General features: G+C 68.3%; 26 protein-coding genes. 15 read left to right on the top strand and 11 right to left on the bottom strand.

Going from position 1 to position 23,998, the window contains the following annotated elements; all coding sequences use genetic code 11:
* The first annotated feature begins 18 nt into the window (after positions 1 to 18).
* The gene (locus tag NA3_RS14140) at positions 19 to 372 is read left to right on the top strand and encodes a MerR family transcriptional regulator (RefSeq protein ID WP_062964084.1); all 354 of its coding nucleotides are present in this window, start codon (positions 19 to 21) and stop codon (positions 370 to 372) included.
* Positions 373 to 395: 23 nt separating this feature from the next.
* On the opposite strand, the gene NA3_RS14135 is transcribed toward NA3_RS14140, so the two are convergent.
* Positions 396 to 1,031, bottom strand: coding sequence for a hypothetical protein (locus NA3_RS14135; protein ID WP_062964083.1), 636 nt, complete (start codon positions 1,029 to 1,031; stop codon positions 396 to 398).
* Positions 1,032 to 1,228: 197 nt separating this feature from the next.
* Positions 1,229 to 1,417, bottom strand: coding sequence for a hypothetical protein (locus tag NA3_RS14130; RefSeq protein ID WP_062964082.1), 189 nt, complete (start codon positions 1,415 to 1,417; stop codon positions 1,229 to 1,231).
* 78 nt (positions 1,418 to 1,495) lie between these two features.
* Here NA3_RS14130 and NA3_RS14125 point away from each other — a divergent pair, with 78 nt between their 5' ends.
* The 5 genes from NA3_RS14125 to NA3_RS14105 all read left to right on the top strand — a co-directional run bounded on the left by NA3_RS14125 (position 1,496) and on the right by NA3_RS14105 (position 4,384).
* The gene (locus NA3_RS14125) at positions 1,496 to 2,527 is read left to right on the top strand and encodes an RNA polymerase subunit sigma-70 (RefSeq protein ID WP_227995078.1); all 1,032 of its coding nucleotides are present in this window, start codon (positions 1,496 to 1,498) and stop codon (positions 2,525 to 2,527) included.
* The gene (locus tag NA3_RS14120) at positions 2,527 to 2,784 is read left to right on the top strand and encodes a hypothetical protein (RefSeq protein ID WP_062964080.1); all 258 of its coding nucleotides are present in this window, start codon (positions 2,527 to 2,529) and stop codon (positions 2,782 to 2,784) included. Before NA3_RS14125 ends, NA3_RS14120 begins: the two co-directional genes overlap by 1 nt.
* 63 nt (positions 2,785 to 2,847) lie before the next feature.
* On the top strand, positions 2,848 to 3,027 hold the full coding sequence (locus NA3_RS14115; RefSeq protein WP_062964079.1) for a hypothetical protein: 180 nt from the start codon (positions 2,848 to 2,850) through the stop codon (positions 3,025 to 3,027).
* A 17-nt stretch (positions 3,028 to 3,044) separates the two neighbouring features.
* Positions 3,045 to 3,758, top strand: coding sequence for an SDR family oxidoreductase (locus NA3_RS14110; protein WP_062964167.1), 714 nt, complete (start codon positions 3,045 to 3,047; stop codon positions 3,756 to 3,758).
* Between the two features lie 50 nt (positions 3,759 to 3,808).
* Positions 3,809 to 4,384: a dihydrofolate reductase family protein gene (locus NA3_RS14105; protein WP_062964078.1), complete on the top strand. Its 576-nt coding sequence runs from the start codon at positions 3,809 to 3,811 to the stop codon at positions 4,382 to 4,384.
* 81 nt (positions 4,385 to 4,465) lie between these two features.
* On the opposite strand, the gene NA3_RS14100 is transcribed toward NA3_RS14105, so the two are convergent.
* Positions 4,466 to 5,707: a fatty acid desaturase family protein gene (locus NA3_RS14100; protein WP_062964077.1), complete on the bottom strand. Its 1,242-nt coding sequence runs from the start codon at positions 5,705 to 5,707 to the stop codon at positions 4,466 to 4,468.
* Between the two features lie 8 nt (positions 5,708 to 5,715).
* Positions 5,716 to 6,828: a ferredoxin reductase gene (locus NA3_RS14095; protein ID WP_062964076.1), complete on the bottom strand. Its 1,113-nt coding sequence runs from the start codon at positions 6,826 to 6,828 to the stop codon at positions 5,716 to 5,718.
* A gap of 254 nt (positions 6,829 to 7,082) precedes the next feature.
* Between NA3_RS14095 and ilvD the strand changes: the two genes are divergently transcribed.
* Both ilvD and NA3_RS14085 read left to right on the top strand, forming a co-directional pair.
* A complete protein-coding gene (ilvD, locus tag NA3_RS14090) occupies positions 7,083 to 8,774 on the top strand; it encodes a dihydroxy-acid dehydratase (RefSeq protein WP_062964075.1) in 1,692 nt (563 codons plus the stop codon).
* A 31-nt stretch (positions 8,775 to 8,805) separates the two neighbouring features.
* On the top strand, positions 8,806 to 9,600 hold the full coding sequence (locus NA3_RS14085; protein ID WP_062964074.1) for a PIG-L family deacetylase: 795 nt from the start codon (positions 8,806 to 8,808) through the stop codon (positions 9,598 to 9,600).
* Between the two features lie 128 nt (positions 9,601 to 9,728).
* Here NA3_RS14085 and NA3_RS14080 read toward each other — a convergent pair whose 3' ends face one another.
* Positions 9,729 to 11,375, bottom strand: a complete 1,647-nt coding sequence (locus NA3_RS14080) for a flavin-containing monooxygenase (RefSeq protein WP_062964073.1) — start codon at positions 11,373 to 11,375, stop codon at positions 9,729 to 9,731.
* A gap of 327 nt (positions 11,376 to 11,702) precedes the next feature.
* On the opposite strand from NA3_RS14080, the gene NA3_RS37670 reads away from it, so the two are divergent.
* Together NA3_RS37670 and NA3_RS14075 are read left to right on the top strand one after the other, a co-directional pair.
* Positions 11,703 to 11,858: a DUF6131 family protein gene (locus NA3_RS37670; protein ID WP_086006941.1), complete on the top strand. Its 156-nt coding sequence runs from the start codon at positions 11,703 to 11,705 to the stop codon at positions 11,856 to 11,858.
* A gap of 57 nt (positions 11,859 to 11,915) precedes the next feature.
* Positions 11,916 to 12,380: a hypothetical protein gene (locus NA3_RS14075; protein ID WP_063917499.1), complete on the top strand. Its 465-nt coding sequence runs from the start codon at positions 11,916 to 11,918 to the stop codon at positions 12,378 to 12,380.
* Between the two features lie 28 nt (positions 12,381 to 12,408).
* Here the strand turns inward: NA3_RS14075 and NA3_RS14070 are convergent, their stop codons facing one another.
* On the bottom strand, positions 12,409 to 12,915 hold the full coding sequence (locus NA3_RS14070; RefSeq protein ID WP_227995080.1) for a hypothetical protein: 507 nt from the start codon (positions 12,913 to 12,915) through the stop codon (positions 12,409 to 12,411).
* 172 nt (positions 12,916 to 13,087) lie between these two features.
* Here NA3_RS14070 and NA3_RS14065 point away from each other — a divergent pair, with 172 nt between their 5' ends.
* The 4 genes from NA3_RS14065 (at position 13,088) to NA3_RS14050 (ending at position 17,571) form a co-directional block, all read left to right on the top strand.
* A complete protein-coding gene (locus NA3_RS14065; RefSeq protein ID WP_084491562.1) occupies positions 13,088 to 15,034 on the top strand; it encodes a glycoside hydrolase family 15 protein in 1,947 nt (648 codons plus the stop codon).
* A gap of 87 nt (positions 15,035 to 15,121) precedes the next feature.
* On the top strand, positions 15,122 to 15,541 hold the full coding sequence (locus NA3_RS14060; RefSeq protein ID WP_227995086.1) for a DUF4186 domain-containing protein: 420 nt from the start codon (positions 15,122 to 15,124) through the stop codon (positions 15,539 to 15,541).
* A gap of 53 nt (positions 15,542 to 15,594) precedes the next feature.
* Positions 15,595 to 16,926, top strand: coding sequence for an APC family permease (locus tag NA3_RS14055; RefSeq protein ID WP_062964164.1), 1,332 nt, complete (start codon positions 15,595 to 15,597; stop codon positions 16,924 to 16,926).
* Between the two features lie 153 nt (positions 16,927 to 17,079).
* Positions 17,080 to 17,571 carry a beta-class carbonic anhydrase gene (locus NA3_RS14050; RefSeq protein WP_062964163.1) on the top strand — a complete coding sequence of 164 codons (492 nt, stop codon included), beginning with the start codon at positions 17,080 to 17,082 and terminating at the stop codon, positions 17,569 to 17,571.
* A 34-nt stretch (positions 17,572 to 17,605) separates the two neighbouring features.
* Here NA3_RS14050 and NA3_RS14045 read toward each other — a convergent pair whose 3' ends face one another.
* Complete coding sequence (locus tag NA3_RS14045) at positions 17,606 to 19,114, bottom strand: WS/DGAT/MGAT family O-acyltransferase (protein WP_084491548.1); 1,509 nt, start codon at positions 19,112 to 19,114, stop codon at positions 17,606 to 17,608.
* 354 nt (positions 19,115 to 19,468) lie between these two features.
* On the opposite strand from NA3_RS14045, the gene NA3_RS14040 reads away from it, so the two are divergent.
* Positions 19,469 to 20,503 carry a uroporphyrinogen decarboxylase/cobalamine-independent methonine synthase family protein gene (locus NA3_RS14040; RefSeq protein WP_062964072.1) on the top strand — a complete coding sequence of 345 codons (1,035 nt, stop codon included), beginning with the start codon at positions 19,469 to 19,471 and terminating at the stop codon, positions 20,501 to 20,503.
* Positions 20,504 to 20,518: 15 nt separating this feature from the next.
* Here the strand turns inward: NA3_RS14040 and NA3_RS14035 are convergent, their stop codons facing one another.
* The 4 genes from NA3_RS14035 to NA3_RS14020 form a co-directional block, all read right to left on the bottom strand.
* Positions 20,519 to 20,857: a histone-like nucleoid-structuring protein Lsr2 gene (locus NA3_RS14035; protein ID WP_062964071.1), complete on the bottom strand. Its 339-nt coding sequence runs from the start codon at positions 20,855 to 20,857 to the stop codon at positions 20,519 to 20,521.
* A gap of 139 nt (positions 20,858 to 20,996) precedes the next feature.
* A complete protein-coding gene (locus NA3_RS14030; RefSeq protein WP_062964070.1) occupies positions 20,997 to 22,166 on the bottom strand; it encodes a zinc-dependent alcohol dehydrogenase in 1,170 nt (389 codons plus the stop codon).
* Between the two features lie 9 nt (positions 22,167 to 22,175).
* The gene (locus NA3_RS14025; RefSeq protein ID WP_062964069.1) at positions 22,176 to 22,682 is read right to left on the bottom strand and encodes an SRPBCC family protein; all 507 of its coding nucleotides are present in this window, start codon (positions 22,680 to 22,682) and stop codon (positions 22,176 to 22,178) included.
* A 446-nt stretch (positions 22,683 to 23,128) separates the two neighbouring features.
* Positions 23,129 to 23,908 carry a GTP-binding protein gene (locus tag NA3_RS14020; RefSeq protein ID WP_227995089.1) on the bottom strand — a complete coding sequence of 260 codons (780 nt, stop codon included), beginning with the start codon at positions 23,906 to 23,908 and terminating at the stop codon, positions 23,129 to 23,131.
* Positions 23,909 to 23,998 lie beyond the last annotated feature (90 nt).

Raw genomic sequence — 23,998 nt, 5'->3', positions numbered from 1 at the left:
CACGGAGAAGGGAGCAGGATGGGTTCGGATCGGCGCGAGGGACATCTGCCGGGGTCGGACCGGGCGGTGTATTCGATATCGGTGGCCGCCGAGCTCGCCGGTATCGAAATCCACACCCTGCGCCTCTACGAGCAACACGGTCTGATCACCCCCGCGCGGAGCGCGGGCGGGACCCGGCGGTACAGCGGTGACGACCTCGCCAGACTCCAGCGCATCACCGCGCTCACCCGGCAGGGCATCCATCTGTCGGCCATCGCGCGGATTCTCGACCTCGAAGACGACAACAGCGCCCTGCGCGCCCGCAACACCGCCCTGACCGTCGAACGCGACCACCTGCGCGACACGCTCACCCGGCAGCAACCGCAGCCCTGACCCGCCGGGCGAATCACACCGCGTCAGAACATGATCGGATGGACCGTGGCGTCCTTGCCGTGCGGCGGCAGCGGTGCGGTCCAGGAGACCCGGCCGCCGGGAAAGACCCGGCAGCAGCCGCCGACGTCGCGGGCCCGCGCGTGCACGGTCGCCACGGTGGCCGTGGGAAGTGCGTCGGCGGTGGTGGTGCCGGTGGTGTCCAGGGTGTCGATGGTGAGAGTGAGAACGTCGGCCACGGTGACGGTGACGACGACCGCCGCGGCGCCCGCATGCGCGACGACAGCGGCGACGGTGTCGGCGACCACGGCTTCGGCCTGGTCGGCCACCGCGTCCGGTACCTGGTCCGCCGACCCGGTGACAGCGACGATGCTGCGCAGCTGGGTATGACCGATGCAGCGCTGCACCGCCCGCTCGACGCGCTGGAGCAGACCGGCGCCACGGGGGAACAGGGCGAGATTGCTACCGCGACCGCCGCGCGCTCGGAGTTGCGTGACGGATACCGCTTCGGCGCCGGGGAGTTCGGCGCCGGGGCCTTCCGGGTCCGCGTAATCGGACCGCAGCATCGCGTCGACCAGTTCGAAGGCCTGCGACAACGCATTCCGCACCGCGACATAGGCGGTTGGATCGTTGTCGTTGCGGCCAGTGGGGATGGGAGCCATGGATTGGCGTGACCTCTTCTACCGACACACGGCGAACCGGCCCTGCGTATAGAGCCGAGGACGTCGTGTGCAGATTGACCGGTTCCGGTCACGGCTAAACCGGAATTCGCCGACTCACGTCGTGAGGCATCCCACACCGTGCACCAGGCGATCGCAACGCCGCCTCACCTGGTCATATGTCCGAGTAGTGTCGCGGCTCAATCGATTTCGTACTCGTCCGGGTCCGGTGCGCGGATCGATCGCCATTGGCCGATGAGGCGGAAAAGGGGTTGAGCCCGGTTCTTCTCGATCACGAGGAACGGAATCCCGCCTCCCGCATGCTGATTCAGCGGGCCGGACATACCGCAGCCGATCACGCCCACCGGCAGTTCGGCGGCCCCGGGCATGGCGCCCGGTGGTCGTGGCCGGCACATGTGAAAGTGCCTACTGATGTTTTCGGCAGACCGATGAACGATGGGGCCCGGATGCGTCATACAGATATGGATCAGAAGGTGGAGGCAGCGCGCGACGGTGACCAGATCGCGTTCGCGCAGCTGGTCGAGCCGTTGCGGCATGAGCTGCAGGTGCATTGCTATCGCATGCTCGGTTCGGTCGAGGATGCCGAGGACGCGGTGCAGGAGACCCTGGTGCGGGCGTGGTCCCGGCTGGACTCCTATGCGGGCCGCGCTCCGCTGCGTGCCTGGTTGTACGGCATCGCGACCCATGCCTGCCTGGATGCGCTGCGGCGGCGCAAGGCGCGAGCGTGGCCGGTCGATCTGGCCGGCCCGGCGGATCCGCATCGCTACGAGCTGGTCTCGGTGGACGTGCCGTGGCTGCAGCCCTATCCCGATCGGCTGCTGGACGGGGGCGCCGCCACGGGGGAGGAACCGGAGGCGGTCGTCACCGCCCGGGAGACGATCGAGCTCGCGTTCCTGGCCGCGATCCAGCGCCTGCCCGCGCGCCAGCGCGCCGTTCTGATCCTGCGGGACACGCTGGACTGGTCGGTGGCCGACACCGCCGCCGCCCTGGGAGTCAGCCGGGCGGCGGTCAACAGCGCGCTGCAACGGGCCCATGCCACGCTGTCGGAACACCTTCCCGCACAACGTGATCGGTGGCGACCGGAGTCGACCGCGTCCGAACGCCGGGCGCTGGCGAAGCTGATCACCGCGTGGGAGAGCGCGGATCCGGCCGCACTCGTCGCCCTGCTGCGCGAGGACGCCGCGCTGATCATGCCGCCGGGCACGGTCTGGTTCGCCGGTCGCCGCGACATCGGCGCGTTTCTGGCCGACCACGTCTTCGGCGAGATGGGCAGCGGCTGGCGGCTCCTGCCGACGGCCGCCAACCGGCAACCGGCGTTCGGACTGTACTGGCGCGAACCGGGCGCGGACACGTTCGATGCCTTCGCCATCGGGGTGCTGACCGTCGACGGTGATTCACTGACCGAGATCGCCCTGTTCCACCAGCCGGAGCTGTTCGCCGCGTTCGCGTTGCCTCCCGCCTTGCCGTCCCACAGCTGATGGACTCTCGGCGAGTGCGGCGCTGGAGCGTGGTTCTGCAGCCGGGGGACGCACTCGACTACGTCGCCGCCGACTGGGCCGACGTCCTTGTCGTGGTGACCAGCGGCGAATTGGAGCTGGAATGCCGCGGCGGCCGGCGGGCCCGATTCGCCGCCGGAGCGGTCCTCGCGCCCGCCGTCGTGCCGGTGCGACGGCTGCTCAATCCCGGGTCCGAGCCGCTCGTGCTGTCGGCGGTGACGCGCCGCCGCCACCGATGACGGATCGGGCCGGCGTGCGTCACACAGGTGGACACATCGAATACACCGAGTAGGAGCACCATCATGTCTGTCCCCACCACTCTGGCCGCCCGCGCCATTCTGTCCGGTCTCGCGGACGGCCGCGAAGAGATCTTCCCCGACCCGATGTCCGCATCGATCGCGGCCGGGTGGGACGACGGTGTCGTCAAGAGCCTGGAGCGAGCGAACGCCGCCTCCGTACAGGCCGTGGCGGTGGCGTCGTGACCGCGTCCCGCCGCACGATGGTCGTCGGTGGCAGCCGTGGCCTGGGCCGGGGCATCGCCGTCGCGTTCGCGCGCGCCGGTGCGGCGGTCGTGGCGGTGGCGCGCACGGAGTCCGCGCTGCGGGAACTGGCCGGCGAGACTCCCGGCATCGACATCGAGGTCGCCGACGCGTCCGATCCGGCCGTGCCGGGAGCGCTGCTCGACCGCCACCGCCCGGAGACCCTGATCCTCGTGGCGGGCGCCGCCCCGCTCATGCGGCCGCTGCACCACCACACCTGGGAGACGTTCTCGGCGAACTGGAATACCGACGTGCGCATCGCCTTTCACTGGTTGCGCGAAGCGCTGCTGACTCCGCTGCCGCCCGGAGGCCGCGTGATCGTCGTCAGCAGCGGCGCCGCCGTCAACGGTTCGCCGCTCAGCGGCGGGTACGCCGGCGCCAAGGCGACACAGCGGTTCATCACCGGCTACGCCCAGGACGAGGCCCGGCGCGCCGGCGCGGACCTCACGTTCACGGCGGTCCTGCCGCAGCTCACTCCGGCCACGAGCCTCGGCCTGCCCGCGGTGCGCGCCTACGCGGCCCGCTCCGGCCGGAGCGCGCAGGAGTACCTCGATCGCCTGGGTGCGCCGCTGACTCCCGAGATCGCCGGCGCGGCCCTGCTCGAACTCGCCGGCAGCGGCGACCCCGCGGCGGCCTATCGGCTCACCGCCGAGGGGCTGACGGCGCTGCCGTGATCCCACCGGCGGATGTCCCCACACCTCGACCGAACGAAAGAAGAAGCAGCATGCGCAAGCTCATCGCCGCGATGAAGATCTCGGTGGACGGGAAATACGAAGGGGCGCAGGGATATGCGGACTGGGTGCACGGCTGGTCCGATGATTACGGCCTGAGCCCGCAGATCGACGCCTGTGTGCTCGGCGGCCGGATGTACGACGGCTATGAGCCGTACTGGACGGCGATCGGCGACCACCCGGACGAGCCCCTGCCCCAGACCGGTGCGACGCCGACCCCGGGCGAGCTCGAATGGGTCGAATTCGCCCGCCGCACACCGCATTACGTCGTCTCGACGACGCGGAGTGCGGCCGCGTGGCCGACTACGCGATTCCTGCGCGGCCTCGACGAGGTCGCGGCCCTGAAGACGCAACCCGGACGAGACATCTACCTCATGGGCGGCGCCGCCCTCACCGCCGCCGCCCTGGACGCGGGCCTGGTGGACGAGATTCGCCTGATCGTCTACCCGCTCATCGCGGGAAAAGGCCCGGCCCTGTTCGCGGCCGCGAGTGCTCGCCATCCGCTCGAATTGCGGAAATTCGAGCAACTGCCCGACGGCCGGCTGAGTTGCGTCTACGACGTCGGCTGACCGGCATCGAACACCGGACCGCTGCCGGGCCTCGTCCCGGCGGCGGTCCGGCCTTCGATAGGAGTTGTCCTCACCGCGCGTTCAGGATGCCGACCGCACCGGCGCCTGCTTCAGTTCGCGCAGCGCCGTGCGCAGCCCCCGGCGCTTGCCGGTCTCGGGGTCGACACCGAAATGCGCGCGCATGCCGTCGCGGATCGCGAACCGCAACTCGGAGGCGGTCTCCGGAGCATCGTCGGAGGTCGCGGTGAGCAGCGCGTTGGGCAGGGCCAGTTTCGCGATCGTCCGGAACGACTGCAGGTATTGGTGCCCGAGCGAACCGGTCGTGTACGGCAGGTCGTATTTGTCGCACAGTTCCCGGACCCGGACGCCGATCTCCTCGTACCGGTTGCTCGGCAGGTCGGGGAACAGGTGATGCTCGATCTGATGGCTGAGGTTACCGCTCATGAAACGCATGACCGGCCCGGCGCGAAAGTTCGCCGACCCCAGCATCTGTCGCAGATACCAGCGCGGCTGATCCTCCTCCGCGACTTCCTCGGTGGTGAATTTCTCCGCGCCGTCGGGGAAGTGGCCGCAGAAGATCACCATGTAGGCCCAGTAGTTGCGAATGAGATTGGCGGTGGCGTCGGCGGTCAGCGTCGTCTTCCAGTTGCGCCCCGACAACGCCGGATAGATCAGATAATCCTTGGCCGCCTGTTTGCCGACCTTCGTTCCGATGATGCGCAGATCCCGGAACGCCTGCCGCCAGGTCTTGTCCTTGCGGCGGATCTTCTCCACCTCGAGGTGGTGCAGCGCGACGCCCCACTCGAACAAGGTCCCCAATATCAGGTTGTACACCGGATTTCCGACGTTCCACCACTCCCACCGCTGGTCCCGGGTCACCCGCAGGATTCCGTAGCCGACATCGTCGTCCATTCCGACGACATTCGTGTACTTGTGGTGGACGAAATTGTGCGAATGCTTCCACTGCACGCTCGGGCAGGTGGTGTCCCACTCCCACGACGAGGAGTGGATTTCCGGATCGTTCATCCAATCCCATTGCCCGTGCATCACATTGTGGCCGAGCTCCATGTTCTCGATGATCTTGGCCAGCGCGAGCATCGCCGTGCCGGCCAGCCACGCGACCTTGCGGTTGCTGAACATCAGCGTCACCCGGCCGCCGGCGGCCAGGGCACGCTGCAGGGCGATGGTGCGATGAATGTAGCGGGCGTCCCGTTCGCCGCGGGACTCCTCGATATCGCGGCGGATGGTGTCGAGTTCGGCGCCGAGCGCCTCGATGTCCTCGGGGGTCAGATGGGCGTAGGCGTCGATATCGGTGATGGCCATAAGGGCTCCTACAGATCGAGGGTGCATTCTCCGGACACGCTGCTGATGCATGTCTGGATTCGTTCTCCTTCGCGTCGTTCCGCGCCGGTGCGCAGATCGCGCACGTATCCCCCCGCCAGCGGGACGACACACGTTTGGCAGATGCCCATCCGGCATCCGAAGGGCATTCCGATGCCCAGTTCTTCTCCTGCTTCGAGAAGTGTTGTGGCGCCGTCGATCTCCGCCTTCTTCCCGGACGCGGCGAAGTACACCGTGCCGCCCTCACCGCCGTGGTCGGTGCGGGCGATGGTGAATCGCTCGGTGTGCAGGCGGTGGCGCAGTCCGCCGGCCTCGTAGTGCGATTCCATCTCGTCGAGCAGCGCCGGTGGGCCACACGCCCAGCAGTGGCGTTCGCGCCAGTCGGGCACCCATTCGTCGAGTCGTGCGGCATCGAAATTGCCCATCTCCCGGGTGAGCTGGAGAGTCAGGTCGTAGCCGGGGGTCTCCGCGGCCCGGCTCTGCATCTCGTCCAGGAAGATGACGTCGTCGCGGGTGGGGGCCGAATGGATGTGGCAGATGTCGGGCGCCTGCTCACGGGTCGCGAGGGCGCGCAGCATCGCGATCACCGGCGTGATCCCGCTGCCCGCGGTGACGAACAGCAGTTTGTCCGGCACCGGCTCCGGGAGATGGAAATCGCCCTTCGGCGCCGCCAGCCGGATCACGGTGCCCGGCTCCACGCCGTCGACCAGATGTGTCGACAGGAACCCGTTGGGATTCGCCTTCACCGTGATCGAGATGGTCTTGTCACCGGTCGCGCCGATCGAGGTCAGCGAATACGAACGCCAATGCCAGCGGCCACCGATCTGCAGGCCGATGCCGACGTACTGACCGGGGGTGTACGTGGTCGGAAAACCCCAGCCGGGACGGATGGTGACGGTGGCCGAATCGGCGGTCTCCTTGACGACGTCGACGACCTTGCCGCGGAGCTCGCGGGCGGTCCAGAGCGGATTGACCAGGCGGAGGTAGTCGTCGGGAAGCAGTGGCGTGGTGGCCCGCGCCACCAGCCCGCGCACGATGTTGACGCGCGGCTTCTTGGCGCTGACATCGGCGGCAGGCCGTTTACTCCATTTCAGCAGATCCATGGAAGCCCTCACTTCCGTGTACATCCGTACACTCGAAATGCCTGTGTCTACGGGGGCTGGTATACCACCGTCGCACGCGGATACACAGGATTCTCGAGGTTCCCCTGAATCGGACGACGCTGCCGGATATGCCGCACCGTCGTCGGATCCGCTCGTTCATTGAGTGGACGACTGTGCGCCGAACGCTCTCGCCGCGCCACGCGCCGGGAGCCGGCCAACCGGCCCGGGGTTTGCGCCGGTCGTAGGCTTGCCGCATGGCACACGATCGCGACAGGTCGCACGACATCAAGCCTCGCTCCCGCGACGTCACCGACGGGCTGGAGAAGACCGCCGCCCGCGGCATGCTCCGCGCCGTCGGCATGGGCGACGACGACTGGGCCAAACCGCAGATCGGCGTCGCCTCCAGCTGGAACGAGATCACGCCGTGCAATCTGTCGCTCGATCGCCTGGCGAAGGCGGTCAAGGAGGGTGTACACGCCGGCGGTGGCTACCCGCTGGAATTCGGCACGATCTCGGTGTCGGACGGGATTTCGATGGGCCACGAGGGCATGCACTTCTCCCTGGTGAGCCGCGAGATCATCGCCGATTCCGTCGAGACCGTCATGATGGCCGAACGGCTCGACGGCTCGGTCCTGCTCGCCGGCTGCGACAAGAGTCTGCCGGGCATGCTGATGGCCGCCGCCCGCCTGGACCTGGCGAGTGTGTTCCTCTACGCCGGTTCCACCCTGCCGGGCAATGTCGACGGCCGCGACGTCACCATCATCGATGCCTTCGAGGCGGTCGGCGCCTGCATGAAGGGACTGATCAGCCGCGAGGAGGTCGACCGCATCGAGCGTGCGATCTGTCCGGGCGAAGGCGCCTGCGGCGGTATGTACACCGCCAACACCATGGCCTCGGCCGCCGAAGCGCTGGGCATGAGCCTGCCCGGCTCGGCCGCCCCGCCCGCGCCCGACCGGCGCCGGGACGAGTACGCCCGGAAGTCCGGTGAGGCCGTGGTCGGATTGCTCCGCAACGGCATCACCGCGCGCGACATCCTGACGCGCGAGGCGTTCGAGAACGCCATCACCGTCGTCATGGCGCTCGGTGGTTCCACCAACGCCGTGCTGCACCTGCTGGCCATCGCCCGCGAGGCCGGAGTCGAGCTGACCCTCGCCGACTTCAACCGGGTCGGTGACAAGGTGCCGCATCTGGGTGACCTCAAGCCGTTCGGTCGCTACGTCATGAACGACGTCGACCGGGTCGGCGGCATCCCGGTCGTGATGAAGGCCCTGCTCGACGCGGGGCTGCTGCACGGCGATGTGCTGACCGTGACCGGCGCGACCATGGCCGAGAATCTGGCGCACATCGAGCTGGGGCTCGACGGTGACGTGATCCGCCCGCTCGATCGCCCGATCCACAAGACGGGTGGGCTGACCATTCTGCACGGCACCCTCGCGCCCGAGGGCGCGGTCGTCAAGAGCGCCGGATTCGATTCCGACGTCTTCCGCGGCACCGCACGGGTTTTCGACGGTGAGCGGGCCGCGATGGACGCGCTCGAGAACGGCACCATCGGCGCGGGCGATGTGGTCGTCATCCGCTACGAAGGCCCCAAGGGCGGGCCCGGTATGCGTGAGATGCTCGCCATCACCGGCGCGATCAAGGGCGCCGGCCTGGGCAAGGACGTCCTGCTGCTCACCGACGGCCGGTTCTCCGGCGGCACCACCGGTTTGTGCGTCGGTCACATCGCACCCGAGGCCGTGGACGGCGGGCCGATCGCCTTCGTCGCCGACGGTGACCCGATCGTCCTCGACGTCGCCAACCGCAGTCTCGACGTCGAGATCGACGAGGCCGAACTCGCCGCGCGCAAGGTCGGCTGGGAGCCGCTCGCGCCGAAGTACACCTCGGGAGTGCTGGCCAAGTACCGCAAGCTGGTCAGTTCCGCCGCCCACGGGGCCGTGACCGGCTGAAGCATCCGCGACCGTGACGTAGCGTTGCGCCATGGCAACGTTGGTCAGTTTCCACGCCCATCCCGACGACGAGGCGATCACCTGCGGCGGGGTGATGCGCAAGGCGTACGAGCAGGGGCACCGAGTGGTTCTCGTGGTCGCGACACGCGGCGAGCACGGGGAGGTGCCGGAGGGTTTCCTCGACGACGGCGAACAGTTGTGGCAGCGGCGGGTGCGCGAAACCCACGCCGCCGCAGAGATTCTCGGCGTCGCGCGGGTGGAGTTCCTCGGCTACGTCGACTCGGGAATGATGGGGACCTCCACCAACGACGCGGCCGGTTCGTTCTGGACCGCTCCGGTCGAGGACGCGGCGCGGCGGCTGGCCGCGATCCTCGCCGAGGAGGACGCCGAGGTGCTCACCGTCTACGACGACAACGGCGGATACGGTCATCCCGACCACATCCAGGTCCACCGCGTCGGGATGCGTGCCGCCGAACTCGCCGGTACCCCACGGGTTTTCCAGAGCACCATGAACCGCGACGAGGCCGTGCGGGGGATGAGGGAGATGGCCGAGCAGGCCGGGGCGCTGGGGATCGAGCCGCCCGATATCCGTGAGGTCGCCGAATTCGGGAAGCCGGAATCGATGCTGACCACCGCCGTCGACGTGTCGGCCTATCTGCACCACAAGCGGGAAGCCATGCGGGCGCACCGGAGCCAGATCGACGAGCAGTCGTTCTTCCTCGCGATGCCGGAGCCGGCGTTCGCGCGGGCGTTCGGCACCGAATGGTTCATCCGCAGCGGCGCGGAACCGGGCATCCTCGAAACGGATCTGTTCGCGCCCCGGTGATTTCGCGGAATTCCCGGTCACGACATCGGCCCCGCGGTCCGCATCGGGAACCGCGGGGCCGACGGGAGGGCCTTGTCGGATTACGTCGGAGTCGGATTGCGTCGGAGTCGGATTGCGTCGGAGTCGGATTACGTCGGATCCGAAGGGGTGTCGAGGACGTCGAAGCCCTTGTAATCGGCCGCGGCCACCTCGGCGATGATCTCGCCGTAGACGCCGAACCCGCCGACGAAGGGCATGAACACCCGCGGCTTACCCGGGACGTTCGCGCCGAGGTACCACGAATTGGCTTGCGGCATCAGAGTTTTCGCGGCCCGCTCGGCGCATTCGGCCACCCAGGCCGAAACCGCGTCGGGCCGCGCCTCCAGGGCGGCGGCGCCGCGGCGGTCGAGGAAGTCGATGGCATCGGCCACCCAGTCGACGTGCAGTTCCGAATGCAGGACCATATTGGCCAGTACCGAGGGACTACCCGGCCCGGTGAGGTTGAACAGATTCGGGAAGCCGCTGATGCCCAGGCCGAGATAGGTTTTCGGCCCCTCGCGCCACGCCTCGTTCAGGGTTTCGCCACCGCGGCCGACGATATTCATCTTCGCGACCGATCCGGTCATCGCGTCGAATCCGGTGGCCAGTACCAGGGTGTCGAGCGGGTAGTGCGCGTCGGTGGTGTGCACGCCCGCGGCGTCGATCCGCTGGATCGGTGTCGTGCGCAGGTCCACCAGTTCGACGTTGTCGCGGTTGAAGGTCTGGTAGTAGTTCGTGTCGGTGCAGATCCGTTTGGCGCCGATCGGATGGTCGCGCGGGATCAGCAGGTCGGCGACGCGCGGGTCGTCGATCACCGCGCGCACCTTCTCCTCCCAGAACAGGCGCGCCGGCTCGTTCGCCTCGGCGGTGACCATCTGATCCGGGAACGTCTTGCTGAACAGCACACCGCCCAGCTGCCACCGCTTTTCGTAGGCGTCGCGGCGCTCCTCGTCGGAGACCTCGAGGGTGTTCTTCGGATGGGGGCGGTGCGGTGAGCCGCCGCCGCTGGCCATCGACAGTCGCCGCCGCTCCGCGTACCCGGCCTTCTGCTCGCGGCGCGTCTGCTCGTCCAGTGGCGTATTGCCCGCGGGCACACTGTAATTGGGCGTGCGCTGGAAGACGTACAACCGCTCCGCCTGCTCGGCGAGGTGCGGAATGGCTTGGATGCCAGAGGATCCGGTGCCGATGACGCCGACGCGTTGCCCGGTGAGGTCGACACCGCCGGCGGGCCAGTTGGAGGTGTGCAACATCCGGCCGGCGAAGGTCGGCAGGCCGTCGATGGCCGGGGTGTTGGCGTTCGACAGCGGACCCGTGGCCAGTACGACGAACCGCGCCGTCACCTCGGCGCCGTTGTCGACGCGGACCCGCCAGTGCAGCGTGGTCTCGTCGAGCACGACATCGGTTACCCGCGTGCCGAATTGGATATCGCGGCGCAGATCGTAGCGGTCGGCGACGTGTTCGAGATAGGACAGGATCTCGGGCTGGGTGGCGTACTTCTCGCTCCAGTTCCATTCCTGCTGCAGGGCGTCGTCGAACGAGTACGAGTAGTCGACGCTCTCGACGTCGCAGCGCGCGCCCGGGTAGCGGTTCCAATACCACACGCCGCCCACGCCGTCGCCCGCCTCGAACGCCTGGACGCGCAGCCCTTGGCCGCGCAGCCGGTGGATCGCGTAGAGCCCTGCGATGCCTGCGCCGACGATCACCACATCGACGCCGGTACGGATATTCCCAGTGGACGATGTCGTCTCGGGGGTCACAGTCGGATACCTTTCGCCGGAGACCTGTTTCTCCGCCTTCGACGCTAGGAACGCGCGGGGTTCTCGAGCAGATGTCGTCCCGCTGACCGGCGCTCCCGGCGTGACGGTTCCCGATGACCGGGACGCGCGCTGTGCCGGGCATCCGCATCGCCGACCACAGGCGGCCGCCCGCAGAGCCGGGTTGCGGGCAGGAGCTGATCACCGTTGACAGGGTGGGTTCGCGGTGGTTGAGTAAGTTTTACAGCGTGTAGCCGGTGGGTAGCTTTGCAGACCGTCGAAGTGCCCGGTACAGGCCCGTCGCTTCATTCGCCGAATCAGGTATCGACCATGATCATTCTCGGAATCATTCTCCTCGTCGTCGGTTTTCTGCTGAAGATCCACATCATCTGGATTATCGGAATCGTGGTCCTCGTCATCGGTCTGGTGCTGCTGGCCATGGGGTCGATGGGTCGTGCCGTCGGCGGTCGACGCCACTACTACTGACGCCGGTACCGATGCCGGCCGAACCCCGGAACGCCCGAGCGAGTTCGAGGAGTCGAGATGAGTACCACCACGATCGTCGTGATCGTTGTTGTCGTGGTTGTGGCGATCCTGGTCATCGCCGCGCTGGCCCGGGTGGCCGTGGCCCAGCGGAAGGAACACCGTCGCGCCGAAGCCGCGGAGATTCGCGACAAGGCGACCGAGCGTTCCCACGAGGTCGGCCGGCGCCAGGCGCTCGCCGACGAAACCGCGGCCAAAGCCCGGGCAGCGTCCGCCGAGGCCGATATCAAGGCGGCGCAGGCGGCGGGTCTGAAGGAACAAGCGGCCGCGCACCACAACGAGGCCGCGACGTCGCGCGACGAACTCACCCAGGAGTTCCGCCGTGCCGACAAGGTCGATCCGGATGCGCGAACCCGCGAGCCGGGGAAGGAAGCCGAGCCCGGCCGGACGTCCGGAGCCGATGCTCCCCGAAGCGACGTTCCGAGAAACGACGTTCGGCGCAACGACACCGCCGAGGGGCGCTGACCCGGCCGCCGGTGCGGCTACCGGCGTGTCACCGCCCCCACAGCGCGCGGTGAGCGCGCGGCCAGAATTCGAATCCGGCGGTGGCCAGGCCGCCGAGTCCGATCACCAGCACCGCCGCGTCGACGCTGGTCCGCCCTTCGCGTGCCCAATAGACGTCCTCGAGATCCAGCAGCAGTGCCAGTTCGTCGACGATCAGGGCTGAACCGGCGCCGTACGAGGTGGCCACCATCGGATGCCGGCGGGCGCGCTCGGTGCCGCGCAACGCCACCAATCCCACCGCCGCGAGCGTCGCGATCCCGATGTTGTAGTGGTGGAAATGCTTGCCGCCCAAGCTCATTCCGCCGCCGCTGGGCCCGTGCCCGGCGCGGATCCAGTGTGTGAGGGCCCGCGTGGTCCCGAAGGTCGCCGTGAACGCCGCCCATGCCCACACCGCCGACCGCTCCCCGGGCCCCAGTGTCTCCGTCCACGCTCGCCGCACCTCGCGGCCGCGATGCTGTGCGGTGGCCAGGGCGCTCCTGCCGTCTTCGTCGGTCACCCTCTCATCGTCGTCCGGCGAGACCGTCACCATGCGGTATTTGGCAAATTTTCAGACAACCTGGCGGATGCTCGCGTCGCCTTCTCCGCGCCGGTAGAAACCGGGCACCGGCCGGACATACGATCGAAGCAGTGCCCGAGTGGGCCGAGCAGGTGGCGAATGGGAGCACCGCATGAACGACCATCCGGAACACACGCCCCGGGTCACCGCCTTCCCGCGCATCGACGACTACGCGTTCATCTCCGATTCCGAGGTCACAGCCCTGATCGCGCCCAGCGGCGCCATCGAATGGATGTGTTTGCCCCGCATGGATTCTCCGAGCGTCTTCGGTGCGATCCTCGATCGTTCCGCCGGGACGTTCCGCTTCGCTCCCGACGACATCGCGACCCCGGCCGATCGCCGGTACATCCCGGGGACGATGGTCATGGAGACGAGCTGGCGCAGTGGCGAAGGATGGGCAACCGTACGCGACGTATTGCTGGTCGGCCCCTGGCGGCACCAGCAACCCGGCCGCAGCGCACACCGCCGCGCACCCACCGACTACGACGCCGAACACATCCTGCTGCGCATCGTGCACTGCGAGACGGGGCAGATCCAGTTCGTGCTCGACTGCCAGCCCGCCTACGAATACGGGCGCGCCCGGGCCACCTGGGAATATCTCGACAGCTACCACCTGGCCCAGGCCGACGCCGACGGGGTCGATCTGCCGTTGCGGCTCACCACCGATCTGCGCCTCGGGATCGAGGGCTCGCGCGCGGTGGCCCGCACCCTGCTCAAGAGTGGCGACACCCGCTACTGCGCACTGTCGTGGGGGAGTCGCGCGGCTCCCGAAACCGTCGAAGAGGCCCGCGAACGGCTGATCGGGACCGTGCATCACTGGCGGCACTGGCTGGCCGGCGGGCGGTTCCCCGATCACCCCTGGAGCGCCCAGCTCACCCGCAGCGCCCTGACGCTCAAGGGCCTGACCTTCGCCCCGACCGGCGCCATCGTCGCCGCACCGACCACATCGCTGCCGGAAACCCCTGGCGGAGAACGCAATTGGGACTACCGCTACACCTGGATCCGGGACTCGGCCTTCGCGCTGTGGGGTCTGTACACCCTGGGCTTCAACTGGGAGGCCAACGACTACTTCTCCCACATCATCAATCTCGCCGAGAACGCCGAGGACATGCAGATCGTCTACGGCATCGGCGGCGAGACCGATCTGCGCGAACACACACTCGACAACCTGCGGGGGTACGAGAACGCCACCCCGGTGCGGGTCGGCAACGACGCGTATCGGCAACGCCAGCACGATGTCTGGGGTGCGGCGCTGGATTCGGTCTACCTCTACGCCCGTCATCAGGACCAGATCGACGCGCGCACCTGGCCACTGCTGCGCTGGGCGGTCAAGAGTGCGCTCGCGGTGTGGCGCGAACCCGACCACGGTATCTGGGAGGTGCGCGGGAAGCCGCAGCACTTCACCTCCAGCAAGGTCATGTGCTGGGTCGCCGCGGACCGCGGCGCGCGCCTGGCCCGCATCCATCAGGATTTCGAACGTGCCGCCCGCTGGCAGCGTGCGGCCGACGAGATCCGCGCCGACGTCTGCGCCAATGCCGTCGATGCGCGGGGTGTGTTCACCCAGTACTACGGCAGCACGGCACTGGACGCCTCGACGCTGCTCATCCCGCTGGTGCGGTTCCTTCCCGCCGACGACGAACGCGTCCGCAAGACGGTGCTGGCCATCGCCGACGAACTCACCAGCGACGGACTGGTCCTGCGCTACCGCACCGACGAAACCGACGACGGGTTCACCGGGGCCGAAGGCACTTTCACGATCTGCTCGTTCTGGCTGGTGTCGGCCCTGTCGGAAATCGGCGAGCAACACCGTGCCAAACAGTTGTGTGAGAAGCTGCTCGGCTATGCCAGCCCGCTGGGCCTCTACGCCGAGGAGATCGACCCCGCGACCGGCCGGCACTGGGGCAACTATCCCCAGGCGTTCACGCACCTGGCGTTGATCAATGCCGTCATGCACGTCGTCCGGGACGAGCAGATCGAGTTGCGCACCGCGCTCGGGGGAGAGTCCATCGCCCCCCGCCTCGACGACGGCATGCGCACCGGCGGATACATCCACTTCTGAGCGCCCGACGCCGTGCCGGGTGCGGAGCCGTCATAGCGGATCACCGGGTCGGACGGTCGTGTCGGCCGGTCGTTCTAGGCTGGTGTGGTGCCGCTGGACCACGCCACTCTCGACGCTCGCCTCGCTGCCATCGCGCGGCAGCCGTTTCGGGCGAAGTTCTACCTGCGTGGACCCGAGGTGGAGTTCGTCGCGCTGCGCGGCATGGCGGTGGTGCGCGAGCATGCTGCCGATCTCATCGGCAAGCGGCTCGCGCCGGCTCATCCGGCGAAGGACGGCAAACAGACTCCGTGGGGCGGTCATCCGGTCTTTCGCGCTCAGCACGCCACCGGCACCTGCTGTCGCAGCTGTCTGCAGCGGAACCACGGCATCGGCAAGGGCCGCGAACTGACCACGGCCGAGCGTGAATACGTCGTGGACGTCATCTGCCGCTGGGTCGAGATCGAGTGCGCTCGCCGGACGGCGCCGGTACCGGGCGACGAGGACTCCGGCCGCCGCGGCGACGGGTAGAGGGTCACCGGCCTTTTGCGGTTCGATGCGCGCCGGGCGGGTACGTGGCCGATATGCCTCGTTCCCTCGAGCGTGCCGTCAGTACGCCACTGCTGTACTTCTTCATTCTGGGCGACGTGCTCGGGGCCGGTGTGTACGTGCTGATCGGTTCGGTGGCACAGGCGTCGGGCGGTGCGGTGTGGTTACCGCTGGCGGTCGCCCTCGGAGCGGCCACACTCACCGCGGCGTCGTATGCCGAGCTGGCGACGAAGTACCCCCGGGCCGGCGGTTCGGCGCACTACGCGACTCGTGCGCTGGGACCTGCGGCGGGTTCGCTGGTCGGTTTCTGCATGCTCGCCGCGGGGGTGGTGTCGGTGGGGGCATTGGCGCGGGCGTTCGCCGGTGACTATCTGCAGGCGATCGTGTCCGCGCCGACCGCGCTGGTCATCGTCGTCTTCCTGGTGGCGCTGGCGTTGCTCAACATCCGGGGGATCAAGGAATCGCTGCGCGCCAATGTGGCGGCGAGTCTGGTCGAGCTCAGTGGGCTGGTGTTGATCATCGGGCTGGGTGCGTGGATCCTCGTGCGCGGGGACGCCGATCCCGGCAGGCTCACCGAGATCGGAACCGCGGAACACGGTCCGGTCGCGGCGGTGCTCGCGGGGACGGTCCTGGCCTTCTACTCCTTCGTCGGTTTCGAAACCTCGGTGAATCTGGCGGAGGAGGTGCGCGATCCGCGGCGCTCGTACCCGTTCGCGCTGTTCGGCGCCCTGCTCACCGCCGGACTGGTGTACGTGCTGGTGGGTGTGGTCGCCAGCGCTGCCGTGCCCACCGACGAACTGGCGCGGTCGAGCGGTCCGCTGCTCGAGGTGGTGCGCCGGGCCGGTGGGGTGCCCGACCGGTTGTTCGGTGTGATCGCCCTGGTCGCCGTCGCCAACGGCGCGTTGCTGACCGGCATCATGGCCTCGCGGCTCGCCTACGGCATGGCTCGCGACGGCCTGCTGCCGGCGGTGCTGACCCGGCTGCTTCCCGGCCGCCGCACCCCGTGGGTCGCGGTGGTGGTGACCTCCGGAGTGTCCGTCGCCCTCGCGCTCACCGGCGAGGTCGCCGTGCTGGCCGAAACACTGGTTCTGCTTCTGCTCGTCGTCTTCGCGGCGGTGAACTGTTCGGTTCTGCTCGAGCGCCGCCATCCGGTCGACACCGATCACTTCCGGGTCCCCACCCTCGCTCCCTGGCTGGCGCTGGCCTCCTGCCTCTACCTGTTCACCCGCGTCGATGCCGAGATCTGGGCGCGCGGACTGGTCCTGGTCGGCCTGGGCGCCGTACTCGCGCTGGTCAACAGCGTGCGCACCCGTCGCGCCCACCCGGAATCGCGCATCGCGCACGCGGCGAAGGCGATGCGTCCATGAAGTCCTGGGCGGCCGACGAGCCGAGGCGTTCGTGTCACCCGATCGGCAACCGTTGACTTCACGCTGAGCGAATACCTGGTGTTCACGTCGATCGGGAGTCACGATCCATGCACACATGTGAATGTCCGCAGTTTCCCGACGAAGGGCGCGATCATGACCGTGACCGACGAGCTTCTGGCCAACAACGCCGAATACGCAGCACAGTTCAGCGGACCGCTTCCGCTGCCGCCGAGCAAGCACGTCGCCGTGGTGGCGTGCATGGACGCGCGGCTGGACGTCTACCGCGTTCTCGGCCTCCGAGAGGGAGAGGCGCACGTCATCCGCAATGCGGGCGGGGTGGTGACCGACGACGAAATCCGTTCGCTGGCAATCAGTCAGCGGTTGCTGGGCACCACGGAGATCATTCTGATCCATCACACCGACTGCGGCATGCTGACCTTCACCGACGACGAGTTCAAACGCGGAATCCAGGACGAGGTCGGCATCAAGCCCGCGTGGGCCGCGGAGGCCTTCGACGATCTGGATGTGGATGTGCGTCAGTCGATCCGGCGGATCGAGGCCAGCCCGTTCGTGACGAAGACGACCTCGCTGCGTGGCTTCGTCTTCGACGTCGGCACCGGCAAACTCCAGGAGGTCGTCGCCTGATCGCGGTGCGGGACAGGGATCGTCGTACTCCGCGTTACGAGGTTCCCTGCAACTCTGCCAGCGCGTCCGCGAGGTGGGTGGTGAGGTCCCAGACATCGGGAACGGCCTCCGGGCAGGCGACGATGCCGAAATCGAGGTGCCCGTCGTAGGACATCACGGTGATGTTCAGGCCGCCGGACAATTCGGTGAGCACCGAGACCGGATAACTGGCCAGTACGCGGATTCCGTCGAGATACAGCGGAATCTGCGGGCCGGGGACGTTCGAGACGATCAGGTTGACCAGGGGGAGAGTGGGGGCGGCGGCGCGCAGCAGCGCACGCGTCGGCCTGCCGTGCAAGGCCGGTGTGAGCAATGTGGTCAGCTCGTGCAGCAGGGTCGGTGGCTGTTTGCCGAACCGGTCCTTGGCCACGAGCAGATTGTTGTGCAGCAGTTTCAGCCGGGCGTGTGGATCGTTCTCGGCGATCGGCAGCTGGGACAGCATGAGGGAGAACTGATTTCCCGCGCGGCCGAACTGCTCGGGGGTGCGCACCGAGACCGGGATCGCGGCCAGTAGAGGCCGGTCGATGGGGAGTTCGCGGTCGAGCATCCAGTTGCGCAACGCAGAGGTGCACAGGGCCATCACGACATCGTTGACGGTGCCGTCGATCGCCTTCTTGATCGCCTTGACCGCGTCGAGGGGCAGGGAGGTGTAGGCGACGCTGCGGGTCGTGGTGAGCGGCTGGTTGAACGGAACGTCGTCGCGCTTGGCGCGGAAGGCGTCGCGGGTGCGCAGCAGTGTCGGGACCGCGTCGAGGGCCGCGCGCGTGCGGGCCGATTGGCGGGTCACCGCCTTGGGAGCGCTGCGGGCCAGCATCTCGATGATCGACGGCGTGCGATCGCGGCGCATACCGGTCTCGGGTAGCGGTGTGGCCGTGGGGGTTTCGGAGATGTCGAGGATGGCGCCCATGATCTCCGCGGCGGACACGCCGTCGATCACCGCGTGGTGCACCTTCGTGTAGACCGCCTGGCGCCCGCCCGAGAGCCCGGAGACGAGATGGCATTCCCACAGTGGCCGGGATCGGTCGAGCGGCTGGGCATGGCGGCGGGCGACATAGTCGGCGAGGTCGGCGTCGGTCGCACCGTCGGGCAGTCGCACCTCCCGCACGTGGAAACCGAGGTCGACGGCGGCGCAATCTTCCCAGTACGGCTCGTCGAGGCCCAGCGGGACGGTGCGTACCCGGCGGCGCAGCGGCGCCACGAGGTGCAGCCGGGCGGCGAACAACCGCCGCAATGTGCCGGCATCCAGCGGGCCGCGCGGCGCGCGGCCCGAATCGAGCAGCATGACGGCGCCGATATGCATGGGCGCCGCCGCGGTTTCGCTGTCCAGCAGGTGCAGGTCCAGGGCGCTCAATTGCCGCGGCGGTCCGATTTCCGCCGCGGCCGGGATCGTCGTGAACGCCGGCGCGGTCGCGCGGTGCGCCCGGCTGGTCAACGACTCGCCGGGAGTTCGCAGGTGGACGGTGGTTCCCCGGGCGTGCGACACAGTGCTGTACGAGCCGGTCATCGGTACCTCCCTGGATCCGGTCCGGGAAGGTTCACCGGCGAGACGGGTGCACCGATCGAGCCCGGACAGCTGGGTGGCGCCTCGGCGAGGCGCGTAGGCGGTGTTCGCGCGGCACTGGTCGAACGACGGGGCGTCTCGATATCCGAAACGTGGCTGCGAGTCTAGGGGCGATCGCGGCCGGCCGGGCTTCACGAAGAATTCGGGCCCGTAAATTGTGTGCAAACACCGGATGTGAGCGCGCCGACGCGAACCGGCGCCGGCCTACCCCAACGCCGCGCCCGGCAGCACCGCCCTCGCCTCGGCCCGGTTCCGCGTTCGGCAGAACGTGTGCCCCGCGGCTTGTACGATGTGGTAATGCGTTCGCGGAGCGTGCATTTCGTGGGAAGCTTCCCCGCCACGAATACCGATGAGGCGATGCGGGCGATGGCGGCCGGTGCCGGTCCGCTGCTGCACACCCTGCCCACCGGTGAGACCCGCCGCTACGAGTACTACGTCCGGCCGATCCTGGAAGATCTCGTCGCTCAGGGCGCGCTCGAGGTCACCCGGGCGGGGGACTGGCGGACTCGGCGCGATCGCCCCCGGTACCGTCTGCCGCGAGGGCGGGCGCCGGCCGGGGAGGTGATGGACCTCGGATATGCCAGGGAAGCCGCCGAGGCGCTGCCGATCTTCTCCGCCGTGCGTGCCGATCTCGGCCGGCCCGAACTCGCGGTGCAGATCGGCATGCCGACCGACCTCACCCTGGCGTTCGTCGCCTTGGGGCCCAAGGGTATTCGGTCCGGGCGCACGCCGTTCACCGAAGCCACCGCACGCGAGATCACCGCCATCGCACGGGCGGGCGGGGACGACGTCGTCATCCAGCTGGAGGCCACCGCGGAGCTGGTGGCGATGGCACTGACCCAGCCCGCGCATCGGAGGATCGAACGCCTGCTGGCCTCGGGCCGCGGCATCGCGGCACTCGCCGCCTCGGCCCCGGAGGGCACCCGCCTCGGCGTGCACCTGTGCCTGGGCAGCCTGCACAACAAGGGTGCGCCGCTGCGCACCGCACGGCCCGTCGTCGACCTGGCCAATTCAATTGCGCGGCAATGGCCTGCCGGACGCACCCTGGAATACGTTCATGTCCCGTTCGCCGCGGGTGACAGACCGCCGGCGGCCGAGGCCCGGTTCTACGCGCCCCTCGCCGATCTGTCCCTGCCCGCGGGCACCCGCTTCTACGCGGGTTTCGTCCACGACGTACCCACCGAGGACGAGCAGCGAAAAACGTTGCACACCATCGAGAATGCGCTCGGCCGGCGCGTCGACGGCGTCGCCTGCGCATGCGGGCTGGGCCGTCGTTCCCGGGCCGTCGCGGACGCGCTCATGGCGCGCGCCGTGACAGTGGCGGGTTCGTGACCGGGCGGACCGAGTCTAGCCGGCCTTGTGGTATGCCTCGACGATGTCCTTGTGGATGCGGCCGCGGCTGGAGATCTCATAGCCGTTGTTGCGGGCCCATTCCCGGATGGCGGCCGTCTGCTCCCGGTCCGGTGTCGTGCGGGTGGCACCGGATTTGACGGCGCCCTTGCGGTTTCGGCCGACCTTGCGGGCGGACGCGGTCCACTGCTCGAAGATCTTGCGCAGCTTCTCGGCGTTCTTGGTCGACAGATCGATCTCGTATTCGACTCCGTCGATGCCGAAGTGCACCGTCTGGTCGGCATCGGACTTGCCGTCGTAGTCGTCCACCAGCTCGACGATGACCTTCTTGGCCATGAAAACCCACCCTCCACTCAGCTCGTATGTGACGCGGCGAAAATGCTAATCGAGTTCGCGAGAGCGTCGTTGAGCAGGGTGAGCGCAGAGGGTTGCGGCTCGGGCCGCGCGGCGGCCGGACATATCGTGCACCGGTCCGTCACGGGCGGAAGATCGCGCGCACGCAGCCTTCTCGTTTGTTCTTGAACATGTCGTAGCCGCGCACGGAGTCCTCGAGGGGCAGGTCATGGGTGATCAGGTAGGACGGGTCGAGGTCGCCCTGCTGGATGTAGTCGAAGATGCGCCGCACGTAGCGCTGGCCGTGCTGTTGCGCGCTGCGGATCGTGAGGCTCTTGTTGGTGACGATGCCCATCGGGAATTTGTCGGTCAGGCCGTAGATGCCGAGCACCGACACCACACCGCCCTTGCGGCACGCCAGCAGCGCCTCGCGCAGCGGTGTCGCGCGGTCGGTTTCCAGGCGCAGAAGTTGTTTGACGCGGTCGTAGGCGTTCTGCAGCCCGGTGCCGTGCCCCTCCATGCCGACCGCGTCGATACAGGCATCGGGGCCGCGGCCGCCGGTCATCTCGGCGAGAATGTTCTGCACGCTGTCCACCGCGGTGTAGTCGATGGTCTCGGCGTCGAAATGCTTGCGCGCCAGCGCCAATCGTTCCCGATAGCGGTCGATCACGATCACGCGATCCGCGCCGAGCAGGCGCGCCGAATGCCCGGCCATCAGTCCGACTCCGCCGCTGCCCCAGATCGCGACCGTGTCGCCGGGGGAGATGTCGCAGAATTCGGCGCCCATCAGACCGGTGGGCACGGCGTCGGAGACGAACAGCGCCTGTTCGTCGGTGATCTCCCCGGGGACGGGAAAGCAGTTCACGTCGGCGAAGGGCACCCGGACGTATTGGGCGTGCGAACCCTGATATCCGCCGAAGGGATGCGTGTAGCCGTAGATGCCCGCGGTCGGATAACCGAGCACCGGGCGCTGCACGTGCGCGTTCGGATTGGTGGTGTCGCAGGCCGCCCACAGCTCGTGCTCACAGAACCAGCAGGAGCCGCAGCCGATGAAGGAGGGGACCACGACACGATCCCCCGCCTTGCGGTGGGTGACCTCCGGCCCGACATCGACGATTTCGCCGACGAATTCGTGTCCGAAGACGTCGCCGTGCCGCATTCCGGGCAGGTAGCCGTCGATGAAGTGCAGATCCGAACCGCAGGTGGTGGTCAGATGGACCGCGACGACGGCGTCGTGCGGGTTGACCACCGAGGGGTCGGGCACGGTTTCGACGGCGAGATCGTTGACCCCGTTCCAGCACAGTGCGCGCATGAGTCGTTCCTATTCGTCCGAGGTGGCACGGGCGCTCGGATTGCCGGCGAGGGTCGGTATCTCGCCGGTCTGCAGCAGCGCCCGCGCGCGGTAGAGGACCGCGAATGCGGCGGTGTCGGTGAGGACGTCGGCAATCGGCGCCAGCACCGACAGGGTGACTTCGGTGCCCAGTCCGCGGGGGGCGTCGCGGAAGTTCAGTTGCAGGGCGGCTCCGGCGGACTCGGTGCCGGTGAACCGCAATGTTCCCGGGCCTTCGCTCAGCGTTGTTGTCCACGTGGCGGTTTCGCTGCCGTGCGGACCCAGCTGCCACTCGAATCGGTGACCGTCCTCGCTGCGCACCGAGGCCACCTCCCCGAACACCCGCGACAGCTGGTGGGGATCGCGCCAGAGGCGCTCGACGTCCTCGCGCGGGCGGCCGATCGTCACCGACTGCGGGTGGCCGTACCCGGCGACGGCGCCCACCGCCTTCGTGACCACCGTGCCCAGTCGGTCCTTGACCGCATCGGTGACATTCATCCGGTCCTCCTCGCCGGTCGCTTCGCTGGCGAGCTACCCGGGACCGGAGGCGGTAAACGCCGATTGCCGCAAGGTCGCGGACCGGCGGAGATCGTTTCGGATGGGACTTTCCCGGCCGGTAGGGTATCGGCGTCCGGCGTCCTCACGTCGGGTTCGAGGCGGTCGCGGGCCGGCGTGAGCGCACCGAATTTTCTGAAATGTCCTTCTTTCATAAGATTGCTGGGTTAGGTTCACGGCTACGCCGGACATTCGGCGATGAGAAAGTCGGAGGACACCGTGGAATTTCTTGGCTCAGTCGCTGGCATCCTGCAGATGGTGATCGGCACCATCCTCGCCAACACCGGTTCGGGTGGCTCCGGCTCCGGCTGGTGAACGTGAGGATTCGGCTCGCTACCGGCGAGCCGAATCCACCGCGCGAGGCGTCGGCGGCAGCGCCGAGTCGTTGATCAATCGAGGGCATGTTCCGGCTGGCAGACATGCATCGGTGACGGCAGGTACCGGACCATCGCGTCCAGCAGTGCGGCGATGTCGTCGGTGTGCGGCGACGCATCGCACAGGACGGGCACGACATCGCCGATCCGGGTGAGATGGCGGATCCGGTCGTACAACTGGTGTGCCGCCATCGTCCCGGCGCCGGGTGTGGGGGACCGCCCGGTGTCCTGCGCCAGTACCGCGTCCACGAGTTCGTGGTAGCGCTGTTCGGCGATCGGCCAGTGGCTGCCGAAGAATTCCGCGGCCATGGGTTCGAGTTCCCACATCGGCACCACATCGATGACGCCCCGGAATGCGGCGCCGGTACCGAACGGAATCTGCAGCGTCAGCGGCACCGCTCCGCGCGTGGCGGCGACGGTGCGCACGCAGTGGCCGAAGTCCGCGGCGGCATCGTCGAGTCCGCCCACCAGGCACAGGCGCGCGACCTGATGGTCGTCGGCCACCCGCAGTAGCGCCTCGACTCGTGGAGCGCTCGTCGCGGCCGCGTTCATCAGCACGACCACCCCGTCGGCGGTCCGGATGGCCCGTTCGAGTTCGGCGATGGGCGCGTGGCTCGACAGTTCGATGAGGCGAACCCGGTGCTCGACGTGGTCGGTCACCCAGTCGACGGTGACCGCTGAGCGGGATCCGTTTCCGGCGTGCCGGCGGCACAGTCGACCGATGAGCGCCCTCGTCTCCTGAGGTTCCCCGACGATCGTCACGTTGCGAATCAACTGCGGGTCAATGATTTTCATGCCCATCGCGCTGCGTACTCCCGATCGGCTCACGGGTGGGGACCGTCCTCGATGCGGTCTCACCGTACTCGCGCGGTCGCGTCGGCGGAG

It is taken from the genome of Nocardia africana NBRC 100379 (genome assembly GCF_001612635.1).
Taxonomy (GTDB): Bacteria; Actinomycetota; Actinomycetes; order Mycobacteriales; family Mycobacteriaceae; genus Nocardia; species Nocardia africana.
Note: the sequence above shows the minus strand (reverse complement) of the source record. Positions and strands in the feature narration are given on the sequence as shown.